The sequence below is a fragment of the Pseudoalteromonas sp. DL-6 genome, assembly GCF_004328665.1.
GTDB lineage: Bacteria > Pseudomonadota > Gammaproteobacteria > Enterobacterales > Alteromonadaceae > Pseudoalteromonas.
The window spans coordinates 675,766-699,609 of sequence record NZ_CP019770.1; the positions used below are offsets into that span (position 1 = coordinate 675,766).

General features: G+C 40.6%; 23 protein-coding genes and 1 other RNA gene. 22 read left to right on the forward strand and 2 right to left on the reverse strand.

Translation table 11 applies throughout. The features are described from left to right. The first annotated feature begins 129 nt into the window (after positions 1–129). Genes B1F84_RS03125 through B1F84_RS03135 form a run of 3 tightly spaced genes read left to right on the forward strand, consistent with a single transcriptional unit; the run spans position 130 to position 5,812 of the window. Complete coding sequence (locus B1F84_RS03125) at positions 130–1,539, forward strand: TolC family protein (protein WP_131690548.1); 1,410 nt, start codon at positions 130–132, stop codon at positions 1,537–1,539. Then, on the forward strand, positions 1,536–2,732 hold the full coding sequence (locus B1F84_RS03130) for an efflux RND transporter periplasmic adaptor subunit (protein ID WP_008466116.1): 1,197 nt from the start codon (positions 1,536–1,538) through the stop codon (positions 2,730–2,732). The genes B1F84_RS03125 and B1F84_RS03130 overlap by 4 nt, the downstream gene beginning before the upstream one ends. Beyond that, the gene (locus B1F84_RS03135) at positions 2,729–5,812 is read left to right on the forward strand and encodes an efflux RND transporter permease subunit (RefSeq protein ID WP_008110431.1); all 3,084 of its coding nucleotides are present in this window, start codon (positions 2,729–2,731) and stop codon (positions 5,810–5,812) included. The genes B1F84_RS03130 and B1F84_RS03135 overlap by 4 nt, the downstream gene beginning before the upstream one ends. 146 nt (positions 5,813–5,958) lie before the next feature. On the opposite strand, the gene ssrS is transcribed toward B1F84_RS03135, so the two are convergent. Next, a non-coding RNA gene (ssrS, locus tag B1F84_RS03140) (6S RNA) lies at positions 5,959–6,142 on the reverse strand. Between the two features lie 490 nt (positions 6,143–6,632). Between ssrS and B1F84_RS03145 the strand changes: the two genes are divergently transcribed. The 5 genes from B1F84_RS03145 (at position 6,633) to B1F84_RS03165 (ending at position 11,873) form a co-directional block, all read left to right on the forward strand. Continuing rightward, positions 6,633–7,196: a UPF0149 family protein gene (locus B1F84_RS03145; RefSeq protein WP_008110427.1), complete on the forward strand. Its 564-nt coding sequence runs from the start codon at positions 6,633–6,635 to the stop codon at positions 7,194–7,196. Positions 7,197–7,232: 36 nt separating this feature from the next. Next, entirely contained in the window at positions 7,233–8,555 is a 1,323-nt protein-coding gene (gene pepP / locus B1F84_RS03150; RefSeq protein WP_131690549.1) for a Xaa-Pro aminopeptidase, read from the forward strand. A gap of 14 nt (positions 8,556–8,569) precedes the next feature. After that, positions 8,570–9,757 (forward strand): 2-octaprenyl-6-methoxyphenyl hydroxylase, encoded by a 1,188-nt coding sequence (gene ubiH, locus B1F84_RS03155; RefSeq protein ID WP_131690550.1) that lies wholly within the window; start codon positions 8,570–8,572, stop codon positions 9,755–9,757. Further along, complete coding sequence (locus tag B1F84_RS03160; RefSeq protein WP_131690551.1) at positions 9,754–10,920, forward strand: FAD-dependent monooxygenase; 1,167 nt, start codon at positions 9,754–9,756, stop codon at positions 10,918–10,920. Before ubiH ends, B1F84_RS03160 begins: the two co-directional genes overlap by 4 nt. Before the next feature lie 125 nt (positions 10,921–11,045). Then, complete coding sequence (locus tag B1F84_RS03165) at positions 11,046–11,873, forward strand: hypothetical protein (protein WP_131690552.1); 828 nt, start codon at positions 11,046–11,048, stop codon at positions 11,871–11,873. Positions 11,874–12,079: 206 nt separating this feature from the next. Here the strand turns inward: B1F84_RS03165 and B1F84_RS03170 are convergent, their stop codons facing one another. Further along, on the reverse strand, positions 12,080–13,279 hold the full coding sequence (locus B1F84_RS03170; RefSeq protein ID WP_131690553.1) for an alpha/beta hydrolase-fold protein: 1,200 nt from the start codon (positions 13,277–13,279) through the stop codon (positions 12,080–12,082). A 424-nt stretch (positions 13,280–13,703) separates the two neighbouring features. Between B1F84_RS03170 and rpsF the strand changes: the two genes are divergently transcribed. From rpsF to alr, 14 genes are all read left to right on the forward strand, one after another. After that, positions 13,704–14,045 (forward strand): 30S ribosomal protein S6, encoded by a 342-nt coding sequence (gene rpsF / locus B1F84_RS03175; protein ID WP_008110420.1) that lies wholly within the window; start codon positions 13,704–13,706, stop codon positions 14,043–14,045. A gap of 43 nt (positions 14,046–14,088) precedes the next feature. Continuing rightward, on the forward strand, positions 14,089–14,406 hold the full coding sequence (priB, locus tag B1F84_RS03180; protein ID WP_008466122.1) for a primosomal replication protein N: 318 nt from the start codon (positions 14,089–14,091) through the stop codon (positions 14,404–14,406). A 12-nt stretch (positions 14,407–14,418) separates the two neighbouring features. Beyond that, entirely contained in the window at positions 14,419–14,646 is a 228-nt protein-coding gene (gene rpsR / locus B1F84_RS03185) for a 30S ribosomal protein S18 (protein WP_002962753.1), read from the forward strand. 36 nt (positions 14,647–14,682) lie between these two features. Further along, the gene (gene rplI / locus B1F84_RS03190; protein ID WP_008110407.1) at positions 14,683–15,135 is read left to right on the forward strand and encodes a 50S ribosomal protein L9; all 453 of its coding nucleotides are present in this window, start codon (positions 14,683–14,685) and stop codon (positions 15,133–15,135) included. Between the two features lie 473 nt (positions 15,136–15,608). Beyond that, positions 15,609–16,037: a type IV pilin protein gene (locus B1F84_RS03195; RefSeq protein ID WP_008110403.1), complete on the forward strand. Its 429-nt coding sequence runs from the start codon at positions 15,609–15,611 to the stop codon at positions 16,035–16,037. Positions 16,038–16,042: 5 nt separating this feature from the next. Continuing rightward, positions 16,043–16,495: a GspH/FimT family pseudopilin gene (locus B1F84_RS03200; RefSeq protein ID WP_008466123.1), complete on the forward strand. Its 453-nt coding sequence runs from the start codon at positions 16,043–16,045 to the stop codon at positions 16,493–16,495. Continuing rightward, positions 16,495–16,896, forward strand: a complete 402-nt coding sequence (locus B1F84_RS03205) for a prepilin-type N-terminal cleavage/methylation domain-containing protein (protein WP_008110399.1) — start codon at positions 16,495–16,497, stop codon at positions 16,894–16,896. The genes B1F84_RS03200 and B1F84_RS03205 overlap by 1 nt, the downstream gene beginning before the upstream one ends. Beyond that, positions 16,893–17,414, forward strand: a complete 522-nt coding sequence (locus B1F84_RS03210) for a type II secretion system protein (RefSeq protein WP_131690554.1) — start codon at positions 16,893–16,895, stop codon at positions 17,412–17,414. The genes B1F84_RS03205 and B1F84_RS03210 overlap by 4 nt, the downstream gene beginning before the upstream one ends. Beyond that, positions 17,411–19,144, forward strand: coding sequence for a pilus assembly PilX N-terminal domain-containing protein (locus tag B1F84_RS03215; RefSeq protein ID WP_131690555.1), 1,734 nt, complete (start codon positions 17,411–17,413; stop codon positions 19,142–19,144). The genes B1F84_RS03210 and B1F84_RS03215 overlap by 4 nt, the downstream gene beginning before the upstream one ends. Positions 19,145–19,290: 146 nt before the next feature. Further along, a complete protein-coding gene (locus B1F84_RS03220) occupies positions 19,291–19,842 on the forward strand; it encodes an RNA polymerase sigma factor (RefSeq protein ID WP_008110393.1) in 552 nt (183 codons plus the stop codon). Further along, complete coding sequence (locus B1F84_RS03225) at positions 19,835–20,314, forward strand: hypothetical protein (RefSeq protein WP_131690556.1); 480 nt, start codon at positions 19,835–19,837, stop codon at positions 20,312–20,314. The genes B1F84_RS03220 and B1F84_RS03225 overlap by 8 nt, the downstream gene beginning before the upstream one ends. Positions 20,315–20,323: 9 nt before the next feature. Next, entirely contained in the window at positions 20,324–21,262 is a 939-nt protein-coding gene (locus tag B1F84_RS03230) for a DUF4097 family beta strand repeat-containing protein (protein WP_008110389.1), read from the forward strand. Between the two features lie 113 nt (positions 21,263–21,375). After that, the gene (gene dnaB, locus B1F84_RS03235; protein WP_008466131.1) at positions 21,376–22,755 is read left to right on the forward strand and encodes a replicative DNA helicase; all 1,380 of its coding nucleotides are present in this window, start codon (positions 21,376–21,378) and stop codon (positions 22,753–22,755) included. Further along, positions 22,755–23,834 (forward strand): alanine racemase, encoded by a 1,080-nt coding sequence (alr, locus tag B1F84_RS03240; protein WP_131690557.1) that lies wholly within the window; start codon positions 22,755–22,757, stop codon positions 23,832–23,834. The genes dnaB and alr overlap by 1 nt, the downstream gene beginning before the upstream one ends. The last annotated feature ends 10 nt before the right edge of the window (positions 23,835–23,844 follow it).

Below are 23,844 nucleotides of genomic sequence, written 5' to 3' on the forward strand. Positions count from 1 at the left end.
TTAACACTTGGCGTATTGAGTGAACTTATAATTTCATCGCAAGCTATGTAATGTTATGTAAAGTCAATTGAGCAAAGTTTGCTAAAGTGATTGAATAACATTCATAAATAGCACTAATCAGGTTTAAATATGATGTGGCAATGTAAGCCATCTTTATTAGCAATAAGCATTATAATGCTAAGCGGTTGTGCGAGTAATTTAAACCCGCAACAACGTGAGCGAGCGCCGAGTGCACTACCTACCCAATGGCAGCAAGCTGCCGCTAAATCGGTAATAGCCGTAAACGATACTTGGTTCAATAAGCTAGCTTCACCAACAGTAAAGCAGCTAGTTACGCAAGCGCTTAAAAATAATCAACAACTACGACAAGAGCGTTTCGATGTAGAAATACAAAAACAACAATTAATTATTACTGGTGCTGCATTGTGGCCTAGCTTAGATATTTCATCACGGGTGGGGCGCAGTAAAAACAATCGCCCTGTTAGTTATAATAATTCGAGCTCTGTATCGTTAGAGTTAGGTTATGAAATTGATTTATGGGGTAAGCTTTCAAACGCAAAACGCAGGGACAATCTTAACTACCTTGCTCAGCAAGCTCGTTATGAGCAGGCTAAACAACAGCTTATTGCAGATGTTGTAACTAATTGGTTTAACCTAATCAGTGCAGAGCAATTACTTGATTTATTTAAGCGCAGAGAAGCTAATGCTAAACAAAACCTCGAGATTATTGAGTCGGGTTATCGCCAAGGTTTAAATGAAGCGTTAGATGTTTATTTGGCGCGTAACGAATTAAATAATGAACGCTCACGTATAGCCACTCAGCAAGCAAATTTAAGTCAATCTGCTCGTCGTCTTGAGCGCTTGTTGGGCGAGTATCCAAAAGGATTACTGGCGGCTAATCACGACTTACCCGTTATTAATGACGATATTCCTCATGGTCTCCCCTCAGAGCTTATTACTCGTAAACCCACATTACGTGCTAGTTGGTATCAATTGTTAGCCACAGATGCTTCACTGGCTTATGCTCATAAACAGCGTTTCCCAAGTTTAAACTTAAGTGCGGGCTTAAGTGATAGTACTAGCAGGGTAAGCGACTTATTTTCTCCATCAAGCCTAGCATGGTCTCTGATAGGTAGTATTTCAGCTCCTATTTTTAATGGTGGGCGACTTGCTGCCAACGAAGAAATAGCCAGTTTACAAACGCAAAAGCAAGAGCAAGCTTATCTGCAGTCTTTGTATGATGCATTTAGCGATGTTGAAAATGCTATTTCGCAACAGCAGTCACTCAAAGCGCGCTACCAAAGTACATTACAAGCACAAGAGAATGCGTTAGCCGCCGAACAACTATCGTTTGAACAATATCAAAGTGGCTTAGTTAGCTACACCACAGTACTTGATGCGCAAGCCCGTTCATTTGATGCGCAAAGCTCACTGATTGAAATTAAAAATCAACTACTAACTAACCGAATTAATTTACATGTTGCCCTTGGTGGCGATTTTGTAAAATCAATATCCGTACAGGATGAACAAGCAATATGAAACTCAATAAACAAAAAATAATTGTTCCTGCCGCTATCATCATAGCTACACTTTTTTTAGTGATGTTTATTAAAGGCAATCCACCAACCGCATCACGTTTTTCAGCGCCACCGAAAGCAAAAATTAATGTTGCAGTAAAGCCATTACAGTTAATTGACTACCCAGTTGAAATTGATAGTTTTGGTACGGTTAAACCGCGGACTCAGAGTATGTTAGTGGCTCAAGTTTCTGGTCAAATTATCGATATAAATGAGCAGTTTCGCGAAGGTGGCTTTTTTGCCAAAGATGATGTGCTATTGCAACTAGATGATCGCGATTTAAAAGCGGAAGTTAAATCTGCACAAGCTAACTTATTAAATGCAGAGCAAAGTTTGTTAGAAGAGCAAGCTCGTGGTCGCCAAGCATTGACCGACTGGCAGCGCTTAGGGAATGAGTCTGAACCAAGCATATTAGTGCTTAGAAAGCCGCAGCTAGCAGCAGCCCAAGCACAGGTTTTATCAGCTCAAGCACAGCTAGAAAAAGCACAACTCAATCTTGAGCGCACTAAAATTAAAGCGCCCTATGCTGGACGAGTATTAAACCGCAGTGTCGACCTAGGTCAGGTGGTGTCTAATAACATGCAGTTAGCGACTATTTATGCCACTGACAGTGTTGAAATACGCTTACCAATCAAAAATAAAGATCTGCCTTTTATTAATTTACCAGAGCAATATCGAGATGGTGCTAAAAATCAGCGTGGCTCAGCGGTTAACTTCACTTCTGATTTAATTGGCGAGCAACAATGGCAAGGCCAACTTATTCGTACTGAGGGCGCAATAGATGAAAGCGCCCAGCAATTATATGTAGTGGCTAAAATTAACGACCCCTATAAATCAACTAGTGATAATCAATATCCAGTAAAAATAGGCCAATATGTTAAAGCTAAAATTAATGGCAAAGTCGCCTCTCAGGTACTCGTTATTCCTAATAGTGCGATATATCAAGGCAGTTATGTTTATGTGGTTGAAAATGGCACACTACAGCGTAAAAATATTGCCTTAGCATGGCAAAATGCACAGCAAGGCATTGTAAAAAAAGGTTTAGAAGCTGGTAGCCAGTTAGTGTTAACACCGCTTGGGCAGGTAAGTTCAGGTACACCTGTACAGGTAATGGGTGCTACTCCTAAGGCACAAAAACGAGGAGAGCAGCCATGATCGCTTGGTTTACTCGTAACCATGTGGCTGCCAATTTACTGCTCATTAGTATTGTGTTGGGTGGATTATTCAGCCTTTCTTCTAAATTGCCTTTAGAAGTATTCCCTTCGTTTGTTTCTGATCGGATTAATATTAGCGTGAGCTTACGTGGTTCAACCCCTGAAGATGCAGAAAAAGGGGTCACCATACGTATAGAAGAAGCATTACAAGATCTCGAAGGTATTAAACAAATATCAAGTCGCTCTTCTGAGGGATCATCACAAGTCAGTGTCGAAGTTGATACCGGCTACGATGAGCGTGAACTGTTAGCGGATATAAAAAGCCGTGTTGATGCCATTAATACTTTTCCAGCGGATGCAGAAAAACCAGTAATAGGGTTAATCCAGCGTAAGCGTGAAGTAATTGCTGTTACAGTTTCAAGCGACTACAACGAAAAAGAAACCTTAGAATACGCAGAGCAAGTACGTGATCAATTACTGCGAATTCCGGCTATTACCCAAGTTGAACTAAGCGGCGTACGCAACTATGAGCTGGCAATTGAAGTAAGCCAAGATACGCTGCGCCAATACGATTTAACCCTGGCACAAGTATCTAGCGCTATTGCTAATTCAAGCTCAGACATTTCTGCCGGTAATCTTAAAACAGAGGGCGGTGATGTACTTATTCGCTCAAAAGGGCAAGCCTATCGAAAAGATGAATTTGCCAACATAGTGATAAAAAATCAGGCTGATGGCACCATTATTCGTTTAAGTGATATCGCAACCATTAACGATGACTTTGAAGAAACCCCCGTGCGCACCCGCTTTAATGGTAAGCAAGCGGCTTTTATAGATGTGTATCGTATTGGTCCGCAAAGTGCGATAGAAGTGGCTGATGCAGTTAAGAATTATATTACCAGTGAGCAAGCTAATTTACCGCAAGGGTTTTACCTGAGCTATTGGGATGATGACTCAGAGGTAGTAAAGAGTCGTATTGCAACACTGACTAGTAATGCCTTACAAGGTGGTATTTTAGTACTGGGATTGCTGACTTTATTTTTAAGACCAGCCATTGCGTTTTGGGTGTTTATTGGTATCCCGGTTTCGTTTATGGGTGCATTTATGGCAATGGCGGCATTTGGTGTCACCATTAATGTTATTAGCTTATTCGGTTTTATACTCGTGCTGGGGATTGTGGTGGACGATGCCATTGTCACTGGGGAAAACGTGTATACCCACTTAAAAACTGCTAAATCCGGTGAAGAGGCTGCCATAAAAGGGACTCAAGAAGTTGCTACGCCCGTTACTTTTGGGGTACTTACAACCGTAGCTGCTTTTTTACCCTTAGGTTTTATAGAAGGCGCTCGCGGCGCTATTTTTGCGCAAATTCCGGTGGTGGTTATTCCTGTTTTATTATTCTCTCTTATAGAGTCTAAATTTGTCTTACCTGCGCATTTAAAATATATCAAACTGCGTCAACAAAAAGGCGAAGGCTCTAAATTGGAACAACTTCAACAGCGTTTTGCAGATGGTTTTGAACATGCCATTTTAAAATATTATCAACCGGTATTGGGGTTAGCACTACGTAATAAATTGGCTACAGTCAGTTTATTTATGGGCGTATTTTTAATTATTTTAACTATGATCACCAGTGGTTGGACTAAGTTTATTTTCTTCCCGCGGATCCCAAGTGAAACTGTACGCGTTAATTTAACTTTTCCTGCAGGCACCCCGTTTGAGGTTACCAATAAATACATTATTGATATGTCAGATAAAGCCAGAGAGCTTCAGCGTAAGTATCAAGATGAAGAAACAGGACAAAGTATTATCCTTAACATTTTAGCCAGCACTGGTGGAAGAGGAGGGGCTGCTAACTCGGGTAGTGTGCGCTTTGAAATCACCCCAGCAGAACAGCGAGAGTCAGATATCGGCTCGCGTGAATTGGTAAAAGAGTGGCGGCAACTGATAGGTATAGTGCCAGGAGCTGAAAGCTTAACATTCAGAGCTGAGATAGGCCGAAGCTCAAACCCTATAGATGTTCAATTATCGGGTAATTCTATTAGCACACTGCAAACTGTTGCTGAGCAAATTAAACAACGTTTAGCGACGTACCCCAGTGTATTTGATATTGCCGATAGCATGTCTGACGGTAAGGAAGAGCTGCAAATAGAGTTAACAGAGCAAGGATTAGCCCTTGGGCTAAATAGGGTTGATGTATCAAGGCAAGTGCGTAACTCATTTTTTGGTGTACAAGTGCAACGCATTCAACGCGGGCGCGATGATGTGCGCGTTATGGTGCGCTTACCTATAGATGAAAGACGCTCAGTTGCTGATTTAAAAGATATATTAATACAAACGCCTAATGGTGGGCGAGTGCCGTTATCGCACGTAGCCACTTTAGTACCGGGTCAAAGCCCATCAACTATTACCCGTATCGACCGTTACCGTACGCTTAATGTATCGGCAGATGTAGAAAAAACCGATACCAATATGACCGTTTTACAAGCCGATTTAAAGGCTTATTTAGATGAGTTAGTTCAACAGTACCCAGGTGTTAGCCACTCCCTTGAAGGCGAAGCGAAAGAGCAGCGCGAATCGTTTGGTTCGTTACTGTGGGGAATGATCTTTGTCTTCTTTGTCATTTATGGATTACTCGCCATTCCCTTTAAATCATACTTACAACCGCTGGTGGTGATGAGTATTATTCCTTTTGGCATGATAGGCGCGGTAATCGGTCATTGGATAATGGGGATGGAGCTTACCATAATGAGCTTACTAGGCATGCTTGCGTTAATTGGTGTGGTTGTGAATGACTCGTTAGTACTGGTTGATTTTATTAATAAGAAGCGCAGTGAAGGGCTCGATTTAATGGAAGCGGTTAAAACTGCTGGCGTAGCGCGTTTTCGACCGGTTATGCTCACTAGTTTAACCACCTTTATAGGCTTAATGCCATTGCTGTTTGAAAAGGCGACTCAAGCGCAGTTTTTAATTCCTATGGCTGTGAGCTTAGGGTTCGGGATCATATTTGCGACCTTTATAACTTTATTACTTGTTCCAGTTAACTATATGCTTATGGAGCGCTTTCAAGGTTGGTTTAAGTAGTGTTAGGCATTAGAAAGACAAAGGGATAGGCGTTAGAAATAAAATTAAATATCGGGCTGTGGAGACGCAGTTCGATATATTTAAAGACGAAAGATAGGGAATATTTAGTCTAAAGAAATGCTTGAGAACCTAAGCTATAAAGGAAGGTGTTCCCCGAGCATGCGGTGCCCGGTGTCAGTCCTGAAACCTTGAGGTTTCAGGGCGGAAATCTGCGGTTTACCGTAGGCTTCTCGGTACATGCCGAGCTTGCACAATAGTAGACGAACAAAAATCCTGGTATAAAATTTATCGGCTCAGGGACTTAACCAAGCTCCTGCACCCCAGGGAACAAATTCAGTATATAAGACATATTCCAATCCTTAAACCCCAATCGTAAAAAATTACACTGTTCGCTCAGTTTTCCTGCAAATTTAGGGTCTGTTGACCTTTACGGATTAAAATTTGTTCAAACTAGGGGGGGTTAATCGCGGCGCGAGGTTTGTAACCTAGTGGGCTAAGTAAAAACCGAGCAACAAAGAGTAAATCGCCCCTAGGCAGAACCCGAAGGGCAGCGCCTGTTTGGCATTGATGCTGCGTTATCGCCTATTTATGGGGAATAACCACACCACATAGGCTCTGCCTTGCCTAAATACCAAACAGACTGCTGCAAATTTAACCTTGAAGGGTCAACAGACCCTAATCTTGTATTTACTTTTAAGATTGCTTTTTGAACTTAATCAGCTTTTCAATCGCTTGCTTTTGACCTCAGTCATAGAATTCATTGGAGTTGCTTTTTATCGAGTGGTAGCATTGCTTTAATTAGCAAAGCGAAGACGTCATTATGAATAACTTACCAGATTACGAAAAAGCCCAACTTCTTTTAGAGAAAAACGAAATATTTGTATCACCCGCAGAAGCGCATGGCGTTATTAGCGGTTTACTTGCTTGTGGGTTAAGCATTGATGATAAAGAATACTTAGGCTTATTGAGCGATGTATTTAATGATGGCGAGTCGTTTAGCAACGATTTAAAGCAGTTTTTTGGCCAAATTTATCAACAAGTGGTTGAAAGTTTTAATAACGAAGAGTTTCAATTTGACTTGTTTTTACCTAGTGATGACGAAACACTCATCGATCAGGCCAATGGGCTCGTATCATGGGTAGCTGGGTTTATGTTGGGCTTTGGCTTAAAGCAAAAAGACTATGGCAAGCTGTCGGCAGATGTAAAAGAAGTGATCAGTGACTTTAGCGAAATTACACGCCTAGATACAACCTTTGAAGAAACCGAAGAAGATAGCCAAGCACTGCATGAAGTGATTGAGTACGTCCGCGTATCGGCGCTTCTGTGTTTTGCTGAGCTAGGCAAAGAGCAAAATCCACAAAGCAACAAAAAAACACTGCATTAATTGAGCAACACAATAAAAGTAATGGGTTAGTTATTAATGGTTGAAATACAAAAGTCAGAGTTTAAAGCGCGCCGCGAGCGTTTATTGGCGGCAATGGATAATAACAGTATTGCTATAATTCCCGCAGCAACAGAACTCACGCGTAGCCGTGATACTCATTATCCGTTTCGACAAGACAGTGACTTTTTTTACTTAACTGGTTTTAACGAACCCGATGCCGTGTTGGTGCTTTGTAAGAACAGTGATACGCCTTCACTATTATTTTGTTTAGATAAGGACAAACTTGCAGAAGTATGGCACGGCAGGCGCATTGGTTTTGAAAAAGCACAAAGCGAATACTTATTCGACAAAACTTATGCACTTAGTGAGCTAAATGAACAATTATTGAATTTGGTGAACGGCCAACAGATTTTATTTTATGCACAAGGGACGTATCCTGCCTTTGATGGCAAAGTATTTTCAATGCTCAACACTTTGCGCAGTGCCCCTAAAAAAGGGGATATAGCACCGAGTACAATTAAAGATATTCGCCCTTTATTGCATGAAATGCGCTTATTTAAATCGCCAGGCGAAATTAACATTATGCGTGAGGGCTGTGAAATAAGCGCTCGAGCACACATGCGAGCCATGCGTTTTTCCCACGTTGGCGCAACCGAGTTTCAACTAGAGGCAGAGCTTCATCATCACTATGCAATGAACGGTGCGCCACATCCTGCTTATGGCACTATTGTCGGCAGTGGCGATAACGCCAATATTTTGCACTACACCCAAAATAGCGATGTATTAAACAATGGCGACTTAGTACTGATTGATTCAGGCTGTGAGCTACAAGGCTACGCCGCCGATATAACGCGTACTTTCCCGGTTAACGGTAAATTTAGCACTGAGCAAGCTGCGCTTTATAATATTGTACTCAAAGCGCAAGAAGTCGCTTTTAGCGAAATAAAACCCGGTGGCCTCTTATCTCAGGCAAATAAATTCGCTATGCAAGTACTAACCCAAGGGTTACTCGATTTAGGTATTTTAACCGGCGATTTTGATGAGTTAATGGCACAAGGTGCCTGTAAAGAATACTACATGCATGGTCTTGGTCACTGGTTAGGACTTGATGTTCATGATGTGGGTGATTATAAGATTAATAACCAGGAGCGCGCCTTAGAGGCTGGTATGGTGCTGACCATAGAGCCTGGGCTATATATTAGTAAAGACTCAAATGCGCCTCAAAAATACCAAGGTATAGGTATTCGTATTGAAGATAACTTATTAGTAACTGATTCAGGTCACGACAACTTAACCATTAGCGTGCCTAAAACAATTAGTGAAATAGAAGCGCTAATGCAAAGCGCTAAAAACGCATAAGCTTGGAGATAAAAGTGGCTAAGCAGTTTGATGTTGTAGTAATTGGTGGTGGTTTAGTTGGCGCAAGTTGTGCTCTAAGTATAAGTAAAAAAAATCCCAGCTTAAATATTGCTGTAATTGAAGCAAATCAAGTAACCACTGATTATCACCCAAGCTTTGATGACAGAAGCATCGCACTTGCCCAGCAGTCGGTAGAATATCTACAAAGCCTCAATTTATTTGAAATGAACGCTCCCTATGCTGCGGCCATAAAAAAAGTGAGTGTGTCAGACAAAGGGCACTTTGGTAAAACCCATATAGAGTGTGAGGAGTTTGCAAAACCCTCATTAGGTTATGTGGTAGAGGTAAACCCATTTGGCAGAGCGCTGCATCAGCGTTTAATGCAATCAAACATATCGCTTTTTTGCCCAGATAGCGTAACAGCGATAAAACAAAACGCCGATAGTAATGAACTTACATTACAAAGTAGCGAAAAACTCAGTGCTAAGCTGCTGGTGATTGCCGACGGTGCACAATCGCCAACCCGTAATTTATTGGGGCTCGGCTTCAATACCCAGCCTTATGAACAAGGTGCGATTATTGCCAATATAGAAGTCGCTGGTGGGCACCATCATCAGGCGTTTGAGCGGTTTACCCAAAATGGCCCAATGGCTTTATTACCCATGAGTAATAACCGCTATTCGTTAGTATGGTGTATGCGCCAAGAACATATTGAGCAGTATATGTCGCTAAGTGAACCAGATTTTATAAGTGCGCTGCAAACTGCCTTTGGTTATCGTGCAGGACAGTTTATAAAAGTCGGTATGCGCGCTAGTTACCCTCTAGTTTATGGGCAAATAGAATCGTTAACAGCGCATCGTACTGTGGTAATAGGCAACGCGGCACACGCCATTCACCCAATTGCAGGGCAAGGCTTTAATTTAGGGCTGCGAGATGTACAAGTGCTGAGTAACTTAATGGCAAACAGTGAAAATGATTTAGGTAGCTATGCTTTTACTCGTCAATATTCAATTAAGCGCAGCGATGATATAAACACTGTGATGACATTGACAGATGCCTTGGTTCGACTTTTTTCAAACTCATCACGGGTGTTAGCGCTTGGTCGCAGTATTGGGCTATTTTCAATGGATTTATTCCCCGTATTAAAAGCTCCATTAGCAAAGCAATTAATGGGGCAAGTTAAACAAGGTACACGTTTATGAAACAAGTACAGGTTTGTATAGTGGGTGGTGGCTGCGTTGGGTTAACGCTGGCGCTCGGGCTTGCTAAAGCGGATATTAGCGTGGTTGTGTTAGATGCTGCGCCAGCTCAAGCTCCACCGAGTGATGATTATGGCTTACGAGTTAGTGCACTAAGTATTGCCAGCCAAACCTTGCTGGAGCAATTAAATGTATGGCCACACATAATTGCTGAGCGTGCTTGTGCTTATACGCACATGGATGTACGCGATGCCGACAGCTTTGGAAAAATAGCCTTTAATAACGAGCAACTTGAGCTTGAGCATTTAGGGCACATAGTTGAAAACGATATTATTCGCTTTGCGCTAATAAAAGAGCTTGAGCAACAAAGTAATGCCACAGTGATGTTTGATACTGAGTATCAGCAAATACATCAAAGTGAGTCTGATGTATTTATTAATTTAAAAACTGGCGAACCTATTATTGCTAAGTTGCTGGTGGCGGCTGATGGCGCAAATTCAGCGATTCGTAAACAGTTTAATATGGCGCTGAGCTTTAAAGATTACGATCACCATGCGTTAGTAGCGACAGTTAAAACCAAAGAGTCACATGAAAATACCGCACGCCAAGTGTTTTTACCAACCGGGCCACTAGCGTTTTTACCACTAAGCGATGAGCATACTCATTCAATTGTGTGGTCAACCAGCCCCAATCATTGCGATGAATTGTTAGCAATGGACGACACCGCCTTTAATAAAGCAGTTATGGCTGCCATAGATGGCCAATGCGGTTTATGTGAAGTACAAAGTAAGCGCGCCGCATTCCCACTTAAAATGCGTTACGCCCAACAATGGGTTAATGGCAAGGTGGTGTTAATGGGCGATGCAGCGCATACCATTCATCCATTAGCAGGGCTTGGTATGAACCTAGGTCTAAAAGATGCCGCTTATTTAATAGAGCTACTAAGTAAAGACGCCAAAGAATTTGCCAGTACGCGCACACTGCGTGATTACGAGCGTACTCGCAAGCTCGACGCACAAAAACACATCGCCATGATGCAAGGGCTAAAAGAGCTATTTGAAGGCGCAAACCCAGTTAAAAAGCTGATTCGGGGAGTAGGGCTTTCACTCGTTGATAACTTAGGCCCAATCAAACACCTATTCGCCAAAGAAGCGATTGGAAAATAACGTAGGTTGGGAAGAGCGAAGCGAAATCCAACAGGTAAAGTGGTTAGTTTTTAGTTGTAAGTTATCAGTAAAGCTAGTTTGTAAGTTGCGTATGAAAATATTTTGTAGAAAAGTAAGGAAGCTATATGCGTTTAAAATATTTAATTTTTGCATTGTTTATGACTTTGCTAGTTTATATGGTGATGGTGATATTAACTAACCCACTGATTGGTGAATCGTTTAAATATTTAATACCGCCTGTCATATCTGTTGTTGGTGCTTATTTGTTCACTGAGTACAAAGCAAAAAAAGAAAAGGAAATAGATGTATTAAGAAACAAGCTTTTTATACTTTCTAATCTTGAAAGTAAATACCATTTATTGCTTAACATGAAATCAGCATATGCGGAGGAAAAATCAAATCCTCTCAGGTGTGTATTGTTAAGAGGTTTCGTAACTGGATTACCTAAAGTAGAAAAGCTATCTCAAGAGTTTTTAACAAAAATAATATCCGATAAAGATGACTTTAGTTTTTATAAAAAAGTATGTGCTCTTGAGCATAATTTGCAGCTCATCTTTAATTTATTTGAAGAAAGGCAGAGTTTGCATGAATCGACTAGGAAAGAAGTAAATAATAAAAACCTGTTCTTTCCTATACATAGAATTATAGAAATTGATTCAGCGACTCTTGGCACTCTCTTCACTCAAACAGAGCAGCTCTTAACCCTTATAAATTCGCAATCTTCAAAATTAAAGGACTTTTTTGGTCGTAGTGATGTCATTAGTGTAATTGGCTCTAAGTCTTTGGAAGATTCAAAGTTATATGATTTTATTGATTTAAAGTTCGAAAAAATACATTTTACACGTAAAACGTTTAATGTATGGGTCGAGCATGTTAAATCTAATAAAGCTTTTTATGAGAAAGACCTAGAAGGTTTGTATACTAAAAGAAGTGTAGCTTTTTCATTAGGCTAGCTTTACAGGCTCTAAAAGTTATTAATAGGTGTAACGGGGAGCTTTAAAACAGATTAAAAGCTGCGCTTTTCACGCGAGCAATTTCAGCGTCTACATGCAAAGTTTAACACTGGCTTAATTTCACCTGTAGGCGTTTAGCTTGGCGGCGCGACGAGCATAGCTCGTAATTACTATCGTTAATTAAAAAGCGCTTTGCGTTAAATTAGTTACAAATTGGCTTGGGCTTCATTCACCATATCTTGTAGTGCATCAATTAACAGTGGGTCTCGCGAGTTCTGTTTAGCAAGTTCTAGTGCGTGTGTCATGCTGGTAACGGCTTCTTTAAACTGTTTGTCAGCCGTGTAGCCTTGCGATAATCGCATGTGGGAGTAAGCTGCATTTGGGTAATCGCGAGTAAAGTGTTTAAGCGTCGTTATCGCTTTTTTAGTGTTGCCAAATTTTTGCTGGCGGTGGGCAAATTCTACGTACACATCTTGTGGAATTTTAAGCTCAAACCCGTACTTATCACTAAGTGCTTGGTAATAACCGGTAATCAATGATACATCAGCGAATTTTCCGTGCTCGTCAGTCACTTTAAATATTAGGTCGCTAAATAAGTGAATTAAGCTATCGCTAAGTGCTGGAAGTATGGTGCCCATATGAGTAAAAGAGGGGTAATGCTTATATTCCCATTTTAGCTGCGTGGGCATTTGTTGCTCTAAATTTACTAAAGTATTTAATGCACCTGTATAAAAGCGTGCGCCTTCACTTGCTACACTAATAAATAACGCTTGAGCGCCTTTAGGGTTTTTAGTGTATTTAGTGATATTACTTTTTAACTCTTCATCACTCCACCAACTATTTGGGCTTATGGCTATATAGTTGTTAAATAATTCCGGCTGATTAACTAAAGTATAAAGCGCTAATGTACCAGCATTAGAATGACCAATTAAGGTGTTGTAACCATTAGTTGGGTAGTTGCTATTTATATAGGGCATGAGTTCGTCAGACACAAACTTTAAAAAATTATCGGTTTGCCCTGCGTCAGGCCATTTACTTTTAACAAAGGTTTGAAACTCAGTTTTAGGCTCCCCTTGTACTTTGGGTAAGTAATCACGAACACGGTTAGTTGTATCAATAGCAACAAGCATAACATTAGGTATCTGATCGTAATCAACAAGGGATTTGATTACGCCAGACGCCGTATGAAAGTGTTCAACACCATCAAGTAAATAAATAACGTAAAGCGGCTGATCGTCTTTTACGGTTTCAGGTATGAAAATTCTGAGAGGTCTGTCTTCGTTAAGTATTTTTGATTGAAGAATGACTTTTTTACCCACGGTTATGTCGGTTGTAGCGGTGTTTGCATAGCTTAAAAAAGAGGTACTAAAAGTAAGTATTAATACAAGCGATAATAAAAGCTTCATAAATATCCTTATTTAATAATGTGTTGCTTGATAATTGCACGGCTTTAGGTTTGAGTAAATGTTTATATTTTAGAAGTAAATGTAGAGCTTAAATAATTTAAAGCAATGCATTTCAAGCTCGGCGTCTACCTCGTAAATATTAAACACTTATTTTTATTTTATTTGTTGATATAAAGGGAGCATCCAATAATGTCTTCCCGAAACCCGAAACCCGAAACCCGAAACCCGAAACCCGAAACCCGAAACCCGAAACCCGAAACCCGAAACCTTTAACACTTATCTATCAAAGCTTAAAAAACCTGCTTGCTTAATTATCCTACTAAGCGTAAAATGCGCGCTCATTTCGGCTTTTAAACTATTAATTCCTTGCCTTAAACCGACCGGCCGAAACGGTAGAAGGCTCTATTAACCGTAAGGAATATCCATGCGTCATTACGAAATCGTATTCATGGTTCACCCTGATCAGAGTGAGCAAGTATCTGGTATGATCGAACGTTATACTGGTTCTATCACTGAAGCAGGTGGTACTATCCACCGTCTTGAAGACTGGGGCCGTCGTCAACTGGCTTACCCAATCAACAAGCTTCATAAAGCTCATTATGTTCTTATGAACGTTGAAGCACCAACTGAAGTAATCAGCGAGCTAGAAACTACTTTCCGCTACAACGATGCAGTGCTTCGTAACTTAGTTATGCGTACTAAAAACGCTGTAACTGAAGCGTCTCCTCTTGTAAGAGAAGAGAAGAAAGAAGCACCAGCTGCTTAATTGTTTTGAGTCCTAGCATGGCACGTAGTCAGCAGTTACTATAATGGTTAGCCCATATACGAATCAGCTGGTTATATCTGGGGTAGTTTGTAAAACACCCAAGTTTAGCCAAAGCCCCGCGGGCATACCGCATTGTATTTTTGTTGTAGAACATAAATCAATGCAAGTTGAAGCAGATCTTAACCGTAATAGTTATGTTAGGCTTCAGGTGGTTGCCAGTGGTAAGCAAATGCAACAACAGACTCAACATTTGCACGTTGGGCAGGCATTGCAAGTGAGTGGTTTTTTAAATCGCCACGAAGGTCGTAACGGCCTTAGCCAATTGGTTTTGCATGCTCAGCATATAGAAAGAATTATTTGAGGAATTAATCTCATGGCACGTTATTTCAGACGTCGTAAGTTCTGCCGCTTTAAAGCGGAAGGCGTACAACAAATCGATTACAAAGATCTAGCTACTCTTAGAAACTATGTTACAGAAAGTGGCAAAATCGTACCTAGCCGTATCACAGGTACTAGCGCTAAATACCAGCGCCAGCTAGCAACTGCTATTAAGCGTGCTCGCTACTTAGCCCTTCTTCCATACACTGACTTACATAAGTAAGCAGCGGATTAACACGTTTTTAAAAGGTGTAGAAACATGCAAGTTATTCTACTAGATAAGATCGCTAACCTAGGTGGCCTAGGTGACCAGGTTGTAGTTAAATCTGGCTTCGCACGTAACTTCCTTTTCCCACAAGGTAAGGCAGTTCCTGCAACTAAAGCAAACATTGAAACGTTTGACGCACGTCGCGCAGAACTAGAAGCAAAAATCGCTGAACAGTTAACTGCAGCACAAGCACGCGCTGACAAACTTGAAGCATTAGCTGAAGTTACATTGGTATCTAAAGCTGGTGACGAAGGTAAATTATTCGGTTCAATCGGTACTCGTGACATCGCTGACGCTATCTCAGCTGTTGGTGTTGAAGTTGCTAAATCAGAAGTTCGTTTACCTCTAGGTACTATCCGTGAGACTGGCGAATTTGACGTTGCAATCGCAGTACACTCAGACGTAACAGCTACTATTAAAGTAATCGTTATTGCTGAAGCTTAATTTTTTAAAATTAAGTTAAAAAAACCGTGCTTAGGCACGGTTTTTTTTGATCAAAATTAAAGGCACTTTCCCCAATAGCTTTGAGCTTGCTAAAAGCAGCTTGGTTACACCAATCCGCAATAATACTTAATCATTTTGAGGGGCTAAATCAGATGCTAGCTGCATTAAAAACGCCTCATTTAGAACAACTAAATAACGAAATTTTTGCCTTGTTATCGACACTATTTTCCTTCCTTAAAATAGCTCACTTCATCAAGCGAATTGATACTAATTAATTTACTATTCAGAACTCAGGTTTTTATTACTCTCTTATATATACAAACAACCTACCCCATTTAAAAGTTCTTAAAAAAGTTAAACCGCTTTAACTTTAATAAATTCAGTATATTAATTCATTCTGTTCCTTTTTTGCAATATTGACAAAACTATGGTATGAGCTATATTAGTGCTTTATGGTTATAAAAGTTTGATCAATGTTAATAAATTACAACAAAAGAATTATTTGTGCTGGGTTTACTTTAGTCGAGCTTTTAATTGTAGTGGCGATTATAGGTATTCTTTACAGCGTTGCGTTGCCTTCGTATCAAAGTTACTTAGAGCGAAGTCGGCGTGCAGATGTGCAGCAGCAAATATTACAATACAGTGCCACGCTAGAACGAGTTTACTCTCGTAATGGTGGGTACCCTAATGCGTTTGATGCAGCTGCTAACACTGAATATTATACGTTTAGTTATACACCCACGAATAAAGTAACAGGCGCTACGGCTGATTTTAAAAACAGAGGTTACTCGTTGAAGGCAACACCTAAAACAGGATCTGCTCAAGCTGCGGACAGATGTGGGGCATTAATAATTAAGCATGATGGCAGTGTTGAGGCACAAGGCACTGACTGTTGGGAGTAAATAAAATGCAAAAGTCGCGAGGGTTTACACTCATAGAGCTAAGTGTCGTGCTGAGTATCATTGGTATTTTAGCGACAGTGGCTGTGCCTAGCTTTATAAAGCAGATTCAACAAGACCGAATAGTAACAACGGCTAACCAATTAATTAGCGTATATAAATATGCACGAAGCGAAGCGGCCAAGCGAGAAGTTAATCTTAAACTAGTTACTGCAGGTACAAAGTGGCAGGTAGTTAGTTCTGAAAGTGGCTCTGATGAAGTGTTGCGTGAGTTTGTTTCTAATTACTCTAATATAGAAATTAACCTACAAGATCGTGAAGTAAAAGCAACAGGTGAAGTATCTGCTGCTGCTACTATATTGGTTAAAGATGGCATTAGCGATACAAAAGATTATTATCTGTGCATTTTAAAAAGTGGGCAGAGTTGGTTAGCTGATGTGTCTTTAAATGGGTGCGCATGATGAAGTTGCAAAAAGGCTTTACGTTACTTGAAGTGATGATAGCTGTTGTTGTAGCAGGAATTGCATTGTTGGGATTAGCGGCAGCTCAGCTGAAGTCATTGCAGTATGCTACTAATAGTTTTAACTATACGGTATCGTTAATTCAGGCTCAAAATACCATAGAGCAAATATGGCCTCATTTATGTACCCTGCAAAAAGATAACCCCGACTTTTTTAATGATGTTGCTTTTAAAGCGTCATTAGCTCCACAAATTGCCGATTATAGTTTGTCATTACCGGCTAGTTACGCCAATGAAATGCAAGTCAGTATTTCATGGCAGGATGAGCGTCTAACCGATAATGTAATTAATCAAATTACTTTAAATGCAACTTATCCTGACATTAGTGGAGAATGCCCATGAAAAACTGGCGAGTTGCAAAAGGGTTTACCCTTGTTGAGTTAATGGTTGCAATGGCTGCAGGCACTTTTTTGCTAGCAGGTGTTAGTTTGTCGTACTCGGCAATAAAAAGTGGTATTCAAGTAAGCAAAGAGCTTGAAAATGCACAAGAGGTATTGCGTTACAGTAATACGGTTTTGACAAGAAGTACTAAGCAATCATTTGATTTGCCAGTGGTATCGGCTGACGGAATGACTATTACCTATACCATGCCAGCTGGAGTGATCACGTGCAATGGTGATGTGTCTAGTGTTGCTGTTGTTGAACGTTACTACTTACAGAACAATAACTTAATGTGTGCGAAAGATGCAGACACTCCCGAAAGGTTGTTAACGGGCGTAGAGACATTAAGTTTTAGTATCAATAATAATGTGGTTACAGTAAATATTAAGCCGGAGGGATTACCTAGGCAGTTTAATAATGCAGTGGAGATGAATATAGCTGTATCTAGCGTTATTTTATCAGGAGTATTCGGCTCATGAAACGTATTAGTGATAAAGGTTTTACGCTGGTTATAGTCCTTATTTTACTTGGTATTTCAAGTGTTGTTGTGCTGAGTTCATTAAGAGAAAACGTGGTTCAAGAACGATTAAGTGGTAATTTTCAAAAGAAAATTAATAGTCGCTTGTTGGCTGAAAAAGGTGTTTTTGAACAAGCCCAAGCTATGCAGCAAAAGCTTAACGATGACAGCAGTTTAGATATGGCTCAGATGGTTGCTGATTCAGGGGTTATAACAGGTACTGGTGAGGTAAGCGATTCAAAGTTTAGCTCATCGGTTGCGATTAATGCCGCGGGTGAAATAGAAATCACCAGTCAAGGTAGCCGCTATGATGACGACGCGCAAAGTAATTTGGTTGCACGTTATGGGTTTGTGCCGGCATCTCCAGGCTCATTGTTTACTAATGCACTAGTAGGGTGTGTTGGCTTAAATTTACGCGGTAGTGGTGTTATAGACAGCTATGATTCTGATTTGGGTACTTATGATGAAACAAACACCAGTGATGGTGATGTTGCTACTATTAATGAAGACGCTGATGTAAGTGTGGGCGGTGATTCTATCCGAGGTGACATTAAAGCTACTGGTGTTGTCTACTTACAGAATGACGGTATTATTTTAGGTGATATACACTCAAATGGTGGGGTAGAAATTTCTGGCGGCAGAGATACTAGTGTTTTGCGCGTTGAAGGGAATGTTCGAACTCAAGGCGATTTTTCTTACCAGCGTGGTGGCGGACATATTACAGGGTATGTTCGTGTCAACGGGAATGTTGATATGGCAAGAGGTACTTTTATAGATAATATAAATGCAGAAGGGCTGGATATATTATATGGTGGCTCCGGAAGTTTTGGCGACAGTGCCCATGCTCAAGGCGGAAGTGCTTACACCGCAGTGCAATTTAATATAAACCCCGAAGTTGAGGCTGTCTCTACCTCTGATCCTACTCTTCCTGGGTATGATCCCACTAACCCAGACACTAGCTGCGACCCAATTAATATTCCAGCACGGGTTATTAATTTAATTGATGATACTACTAGTTACACTAACTTTACCTTAGGTGGTGGAGATGTTTATGCGTTTGAACCTAAGCAAGGTCAATCAATTAGTGGCAGCTTTGGTGATTTAACCGCAACAACAGATGAAGTATTCATTTTTAGTGGTTTACCACAAATACCAGCAGATGCAGCACCAAGCGAGTATATTTTTGGATTTACAGGGTTAAAGCTTTCCAATAATGCTGCCGTGACTATTGATGGTGGCGATGTTGTTTGGGTTGTTGATGGTCAATTTGATATGCAAAACAATTCCCAAATAACGGTTAAAGCGGGTAGTAGCTTAACTATTATTACTACTGGTAAATTTAACATTGGGGCATCTGCAAAAGTGATTGTTGAAGATCAGGGGTTAGCGCCAAGTGGGCATCCCGCTTTTCAGGTGTTTTCTTCTTTTGTTGGCAACGATGGCATATTAATTCAGAGCGATTCACAAATATATGCCGCTATTTATGCACCTCTTACCTCGGTTAAACTAACTGGCTCGGGTGCCTTATTTGGTACGGTCCGTGGAGCGTCAATAAACGCAAATGGGGGAAGTGGTATTCACTTTGATTCGGCGTTATTAAATGCCAATAATAGCCCCGGTGGTAATTTGAAACCTAAAATCGTGTTTTTAGGTTGGTATTACAAAGTGCCAGAGGATGAGCCGATTATTTAAAACTCATTTTGTTTTATCATTAAACTTAATAATAATATAAAGGGACTCAGGTCCCTTTATTTTTTATTTATTTAAACCTTTCTATTCTTCTGCGCGTCTAATAAGTTAAATTGCAATTACATAATTATAAATAGGAAAAATTTGCGATGTTAATGGACGCTAATCAGCCAATAACTGATCAAGTGCAGCAAATGCTTATTGATCAAGTTAAAAATGGCGACCAGTTAGCCTATAAAGCGCTCTATGACATGCATAAAGCAAAAGTTTATGGCTTATGCCTGAGGCTCATTGCGGATGAGGGGCATGCGCAAGATGCTACCCAAGAAGTGTTTGTACAAGTATGGAAAAAAATAACGCAGTTTGATGGGCGATCGCAATTTTCCACTTGGCTTTATAGTGTCGCCAGTAATATTGCTATTAGTTATGTACGTAGGCAAAAACATTGGCTTAATAAAGTAATTAGCTTTGAGCAAAGCGGTATGGATGAACAAACTGCAAATGACTGTAACGGACTAAATGGACTGGATAAATTAATTGTTAGGCTGCCTGAGCGAGCAAGAATGGTATTTGTACTGTATGCAGTAGAAGGTTACAGGCATGAAGAAATTGCAACCCTATTAGGCATGGCGGTAGGCTCTAGTAAGGCGCAATATCATCGTGCAAGGCAATTATTAAAGCAGTGGTACGAAAATGAGTAAAACAAATTTTGATGACTATTTAAATGAGTCTTTAACCCAGTTAGATAAAAGTATCCCACCAAAAAAAGAACTGTGGGATGGAATTGAGCGCGCAATAATAGCTAATAATCAACCCTTTATAAATACTAATAAATATTGGCCGAAACTCACCGCTATTGCTGCATGTTTTACCGCGGCTTTAGTGAGTGCGGTGGTGTTATTTAAAGCACCAGAGGCAAATACCGCTGTGGCAATGAGTGAATTTTTTACTAAGCAAAAACAAAGCTTACTAGTTCAATATCAAAGCCAAGTAGCATTGACCGATAACTGGCAAGTGCAGTTACAAGAACTTGAAGACGCAGAGCAAGCAATAAAGAAAACACTTGAAAATGAACCGAAAAACAAAGCGCTACTGTCTATGCTAGCGCAAGTTTATCAACAACAACTCGATTTAATTAACAAGGTGCATGCACCTCGTTGGCAACACATATAGGAGAAATAAATGAAAGCAATAATATTAGGGATCGCTTTATTACCCATGGCCGTATTTGCTGGTGAAAAAATAGATCAGCAAATTGAGGTACCCAATGCTGGAGTGATCCATATTGAAAACCAGCGCGGTGACATTAAAGTAACGGGTTGGGATAAAAACCAGTTTAAAGTAACGGGTGAACTTGATGATAAGGCACAAGGTTATACTCTTAAAACACAAGGCAATAAAACTCAGTTTATCGTGAAAATGCCTGAACTTTCTAATTGGGATAATAACAACAATGGTTCAACGCTCACTATTTTTATGCCAAAAAGTAGCGCGCTGGAATTTGTTGGTGTTAATGCGTCGGTAACGGCCAAAGAGTTACAAAAAGGCACTGAAATTGACGTAGTTAATGGGGCTATTACTGTAAATGATCTTAATGGTGATATTAAGCTGACCAGTGTAAATGGTGACATCAAGGCAAAAGCACTTAACGGTAAAGTTCAATTTGAAACCGTTAATGGTTCGATTGATGATCAGCAATCTAGCGGTGAAGTTCGTTTTAGCGCAGTTAATGGCAATATTACATCAAACTCGACGGCCAACGATATTCGCTTAGAAAACGTAAATGGCGATATCAACTTTAATCTAGATGCCATAAAAGAATTACAAATAAGCACCGTAAATGGCGAAGTTAAGGTGCGAATTAACCGTCTTCTGAGTGATGCTGATGTGAGCTTTGAATCTGTTAGTGGCAACGCTGCGTTTTATTTCCCTGCTGATTTATCAGCACAATTTGAGGTAGAAGCACACGCTGGCGGTAAAATTGACAACCAGTTAACTGACGATCAAGTGCAAAAAGCCAAATACGGCCCTGCAAGTGGAATTAAGTTTAATACTAATGGCACAGATGCTAGCGTAGAAATGAATACTATTAGCGGTGTTATCGAACTTAAACGCCAATAAACACCCATTTTATTTCAAGTAACAAAAAGCAGGAAAAGATTTCCTGCTTTGCTATTTGCACAGCCCCGCCAAGTCGATAGAATAGAGCTATTCAATTTTAGTACTGTGAAGTTATGGCCAAACCAGATAAGCAAGTCGACACTCTTAAAGTTCCTCCCCATTCAATAGAAGCTGAACAATCTGTTTTAGGTGGTTTAATGCTTGATAACCAAGCATTTGATCGCGTAGCTGAACTTGTTGTGTCACAGGATTTTTATACCCGTACCCATAAGCTTATTTTTGAGGCGATGACAGCACTGGCTGAAATTGGCGATCCAATTGATTTAATCACTATTTCTGAGAGTTTAGAAAAAAATAATCAGTTGTCAGGTATTGGTGGATTTGCATATTTAGCCGAAATAGCAAAAAACACCCCAAGTGCTGCTAATATTGACGCTTACGCGAGTATCGTGCGCGAGCGCGCCGTAGTACGTGAAATGATTGGCGTTGCCAATGAAATAGCCGAAGCAGGTTTTAACCCAGAAGGGCGAACTAGTCACGACTTACTGGATTTTGCTGAAAGTAAAGTATTTAAAATTGCTGAGCAGCGTACAAAAAGCAGCGATGGTCCGCAAAGCATTCACAATATACTTGAAAAAACCGTTGATAAAATAGAAGAGCTTTATCAATCACCACAAGATGGTGTGACCGGTGTGAGTACAGGTTATGCTGATCTTGATAAAATGACCACAGGCTTGCAGCCATCTGATTTAATTATTGTGGCAGCGCGTCCATCAATGGGTAAAACCACCTTTGCGATGAACCTTGCTGAACATGCCGCAATGACTCAAGACAAGCCGGTGCTTATTTACTCACTAGAGATGCCCTCAGAACAAATTATGATGAGGATGCTGGCGTCCCTTGGCCGAATTAACCAAACCAAAGTACGTACTGGTCAGCTAGATGACGATGACTGGGCGCGCCTTTCATCAACCATGGGGTTACTCATGGAGAAAGGCAAAATGTACGTTGATGATGCCTCAGGCTTAACACCTACCGATGTTCGCTCACGTGCGCGTCGTATAGCACGCGATCATGGAGGCATTAGTATGATCATGGTCGATTACCTGCAATTAATGCGTGTACCTAGTCTGTCTGATAATCGTACTTTAGAAATTGCCGAAATTTCCCGCTCACTCAAAGCATTAGCGAAAGAGTTGCAGTGTCCGGTTGTTGCTCTATCGCAGCTTAACCGTACTCTAGAGCAACGTGCTGATAAACGTCCAATTAACTCAGATTTACGTGAGTCAGGTTCTATTGAGCAAGATGCCGATTTGATCATGTTTATTTATCGTGATGAAGTATACAACGAAGACAGTACTGAAAAAGGCATTGCCGAAATTATTATCGGTAAACAGCGTAACGGTCCGATTGGTAAAGTGCGCCTAACTTTCCAAGGTCAATTTTCTCGCTTTGATAATTATGCGGGGCCTGCTGTAGATGATGATTACTAATGCGCTTAGCCACTGCTGAAATTAACTTAACCGCGCTTGAACATAACTTAGCGCAAGTAAAACGCTTTGCGCCCAATAGTAAAGTCATGGCCGTGCTTAAAGCGAATGCATATGGGCATGGTTTAGTCACTATTGCGCAGCACTTAAATGAAGCAGATGCATTTGCGGTTGCGCGTATAGATGAAGCGTTAGCACTGCGTGCCGGTGGCCTTACAAAACCGATTGTGTTGCTAGAAGGTTTTTTTCATCAAGAAGACTTACCTATTCTACTGGCGAATAATTTTCAAACTATTATTCATGACGAAATACAGCTAAAAATGTTGGAAAGTGCGCAGCTAGATGCGCCCTTAAATTGCTGGTTAAAAATAAATACCGGCATGCATCGTTTAGGTATTGCGCCTGAGCAGTTTGATATGTTTTATCAGCGCCTACAAGCCAGCCAAAATGCACAAAACAAAATAAATTTAATGACCCATTTTGCCTGTGCCGATGATGTAAAAAATACTAAAACAGTGCAGCAAATTGCTTTGTTTGATAATTTAACCCAAGAGGTTGAGCAAGCCCATTGTTTATCGAACTCAGCAGGAATTATAGCGTGGCCGAGTGGTCATGGTGATTGGGTTCGACCTGGGCTAATGCTTTACGGTGTATCGCCTATGGCCAATCACACAGGTAAAGATCATCAATTAAAGCCTGTAATGCGCTTAACTACTAAGGTGATAGCAGTGCGTAATGTGGGGGCACATGAGCAAGTAGGCTATGGCGGTCGCTGGCAAAGTGATAAACCTACGATGTTGGCTGTGGTTGCACTGGGCTATGGTGATGGTTATCCGCGTCATGCGAAAGAAGGCACACCTGTGATTATAAATGGTCATCGTTACGGTATTGTGGGTAGTGTAGCCATGGACATGATCACCCTTGATATAGGTAATAACGTGCACAACGTCGAAGTGGGTGATGAGGTGATTATGTGGGGACCCGAGTTACCAGTAGAAGAGATTGCACAATGTGCTGATACCATTTCTTACGAGTTATTGTGTAATATTACACCGCGCGTAAGTTATGAGTACCAGCGATAATATTTATTAT

Bases quoted from the DNA above. Each gene is read 5' to 3' on its own strand.
- B1F84_RS03170 (WP_131690553.1), bottom strand. From the start codon at position 13,279: ATGAAGCTTTTATTATCGCTTGTATTAATACTTACTTTTAGTACCTCT.
- rpsR (WP_002962753.1), top strand. From the start codon at position 14,419: ATGGCACGTTATTTCAGACGTCGTAAGTTCTGCCGCTTTAAAGCGGAA.
- B1F84_RS03200 (WP_008466123.1), top strand. From the start codon at position 16,043: ATGCAAAAGTCGCGAGGGTTTACACTCATAGAGCTAAGTGTCGTGCTG.
- B1F84_RS03220 (WP_008110393.1), top strand. From the start codon at position 19,291: ATGTTAATGGACGCTAATCAGCCAATAACTGATCAAGTGCAGCAAATG.
- B1F84_RS03210 (WP_131690554.1), top strand. From the start codon at position 16,893: ATGAAAAACTGGCGAGTTGCAAAAGGGTTTACCCTTGTTGAGTTAATG.
- B1F84_RS03230 (WP_008110389.1), top strand. From the start codon at position 20,324: ATGAAAGCAATAATATTAGGGATCGCTTTATTACCCATGGCCGTATTT.
- B1F84_RS03195 (WP_008110403.1), top strand. From the start codon at position 15,609: ATGTTAATAAATTACAACAAAAGAATTATTTGTGCTGGGTTTACTTTA.
- B1F84_RS03205 (WP_008110399.1), top strand. From the start codon at position 16,495: ATGAAGTTGCAAAAAGGCTTTACGTTACTTGAAGTGATGATAGCTGTT.
- pepP (WP_131690549.1), top strand. From the start codon at position 7,233: ATGGTTGAAATACAAAAGTCAGAGTTTAAAGCGCGCCGCGAGCGTTTA.
- priB (WP_008466122.1), top strand. From the start codon at position 14,089: ATGGTTAGCCCATATACGAATCAGCTGGTTATATCTGGGGTAGTTTGT.
- B1F84_RS03225 (WP_131690556.1), top strand. From the start codon at position 19,835: ATGAGTAAAACAAATTTTGATGACTATTTAAATGAGTCTTTAACCCAG.
- B1F84_RS03130 (WP_008466116.1), top strand. From the start codon at position 1,536: ATGAAACTCAATAAACAAAAAATAATTGTTCCTGCCGCTATCATCATA.
- B1F84_RS03145 (WP_008110427.1), top strand. From the start codon at position 6,633: ATGAATAACTTACCAGATTACGAAAAAGCCCAACTTCTTTTAGAGAAA.
- B1F84_RS03165 (WP_131690552.1), top strand. From the start codon at position 11,046: ATGCGTTTAAAATATTTAATTTTTGCATTGTTTATGACTTTGCTAGTT.
- rpsF (WP_008110420.1), top strand. From the start codon at position 13,704: ATGCGTCATTACGAAATCGTATTCATGGTTCACCCTGATCAGAGTGAG.
- B1F84_RS03160 (WP_131690551.1), top strand. From the start codon at position 9,754: ATGAAACAAGTACAGGTTTGTATAGTGGGTGGTGGCTGCGTTGGGTTA.
- B1F84_RS03125 (WP_131690548.1), top strand. From the start codon at position 130: ATGATGTGGCAATGTAAGCCATCTTTATTAGCAATAAGCATTATAATG.
- rplI (WP_008110407.1), top strand. From the start codon at position 14,683: ATGCAAGTTATTCTACTAGATAAGATCGCTAACCTAGGTGGCCTAGGT.
- alr (WP_131690557.1), top strand. From the start codon at position 22,755: ATGCGCTTAGCCACTGCTGAAATTAACTTAACCGCGCTTGAACATAAC.
- dnaB (WP_008466131.1), top strand. From the start codon at position 21,376: ATGGCCAAACCAGATAAGCAAGTCGACACTCTTAAAGTTCCTCCCCAT.
- B1F84_RS03135 (WP_008110431.1), top strand. From the start codon at position 2,729: ATGATCGCTTGGTTTACTCGTAACCATGTGGCTGCCAATTTACTGCTC.
- B1F84_RS03215 (WP_131690555.1), top strand. From the start codon at position 17,411: ATGAAACGTATTAGTGATAAAGGTTTTACGCTGGTTATAGTCCTTATT.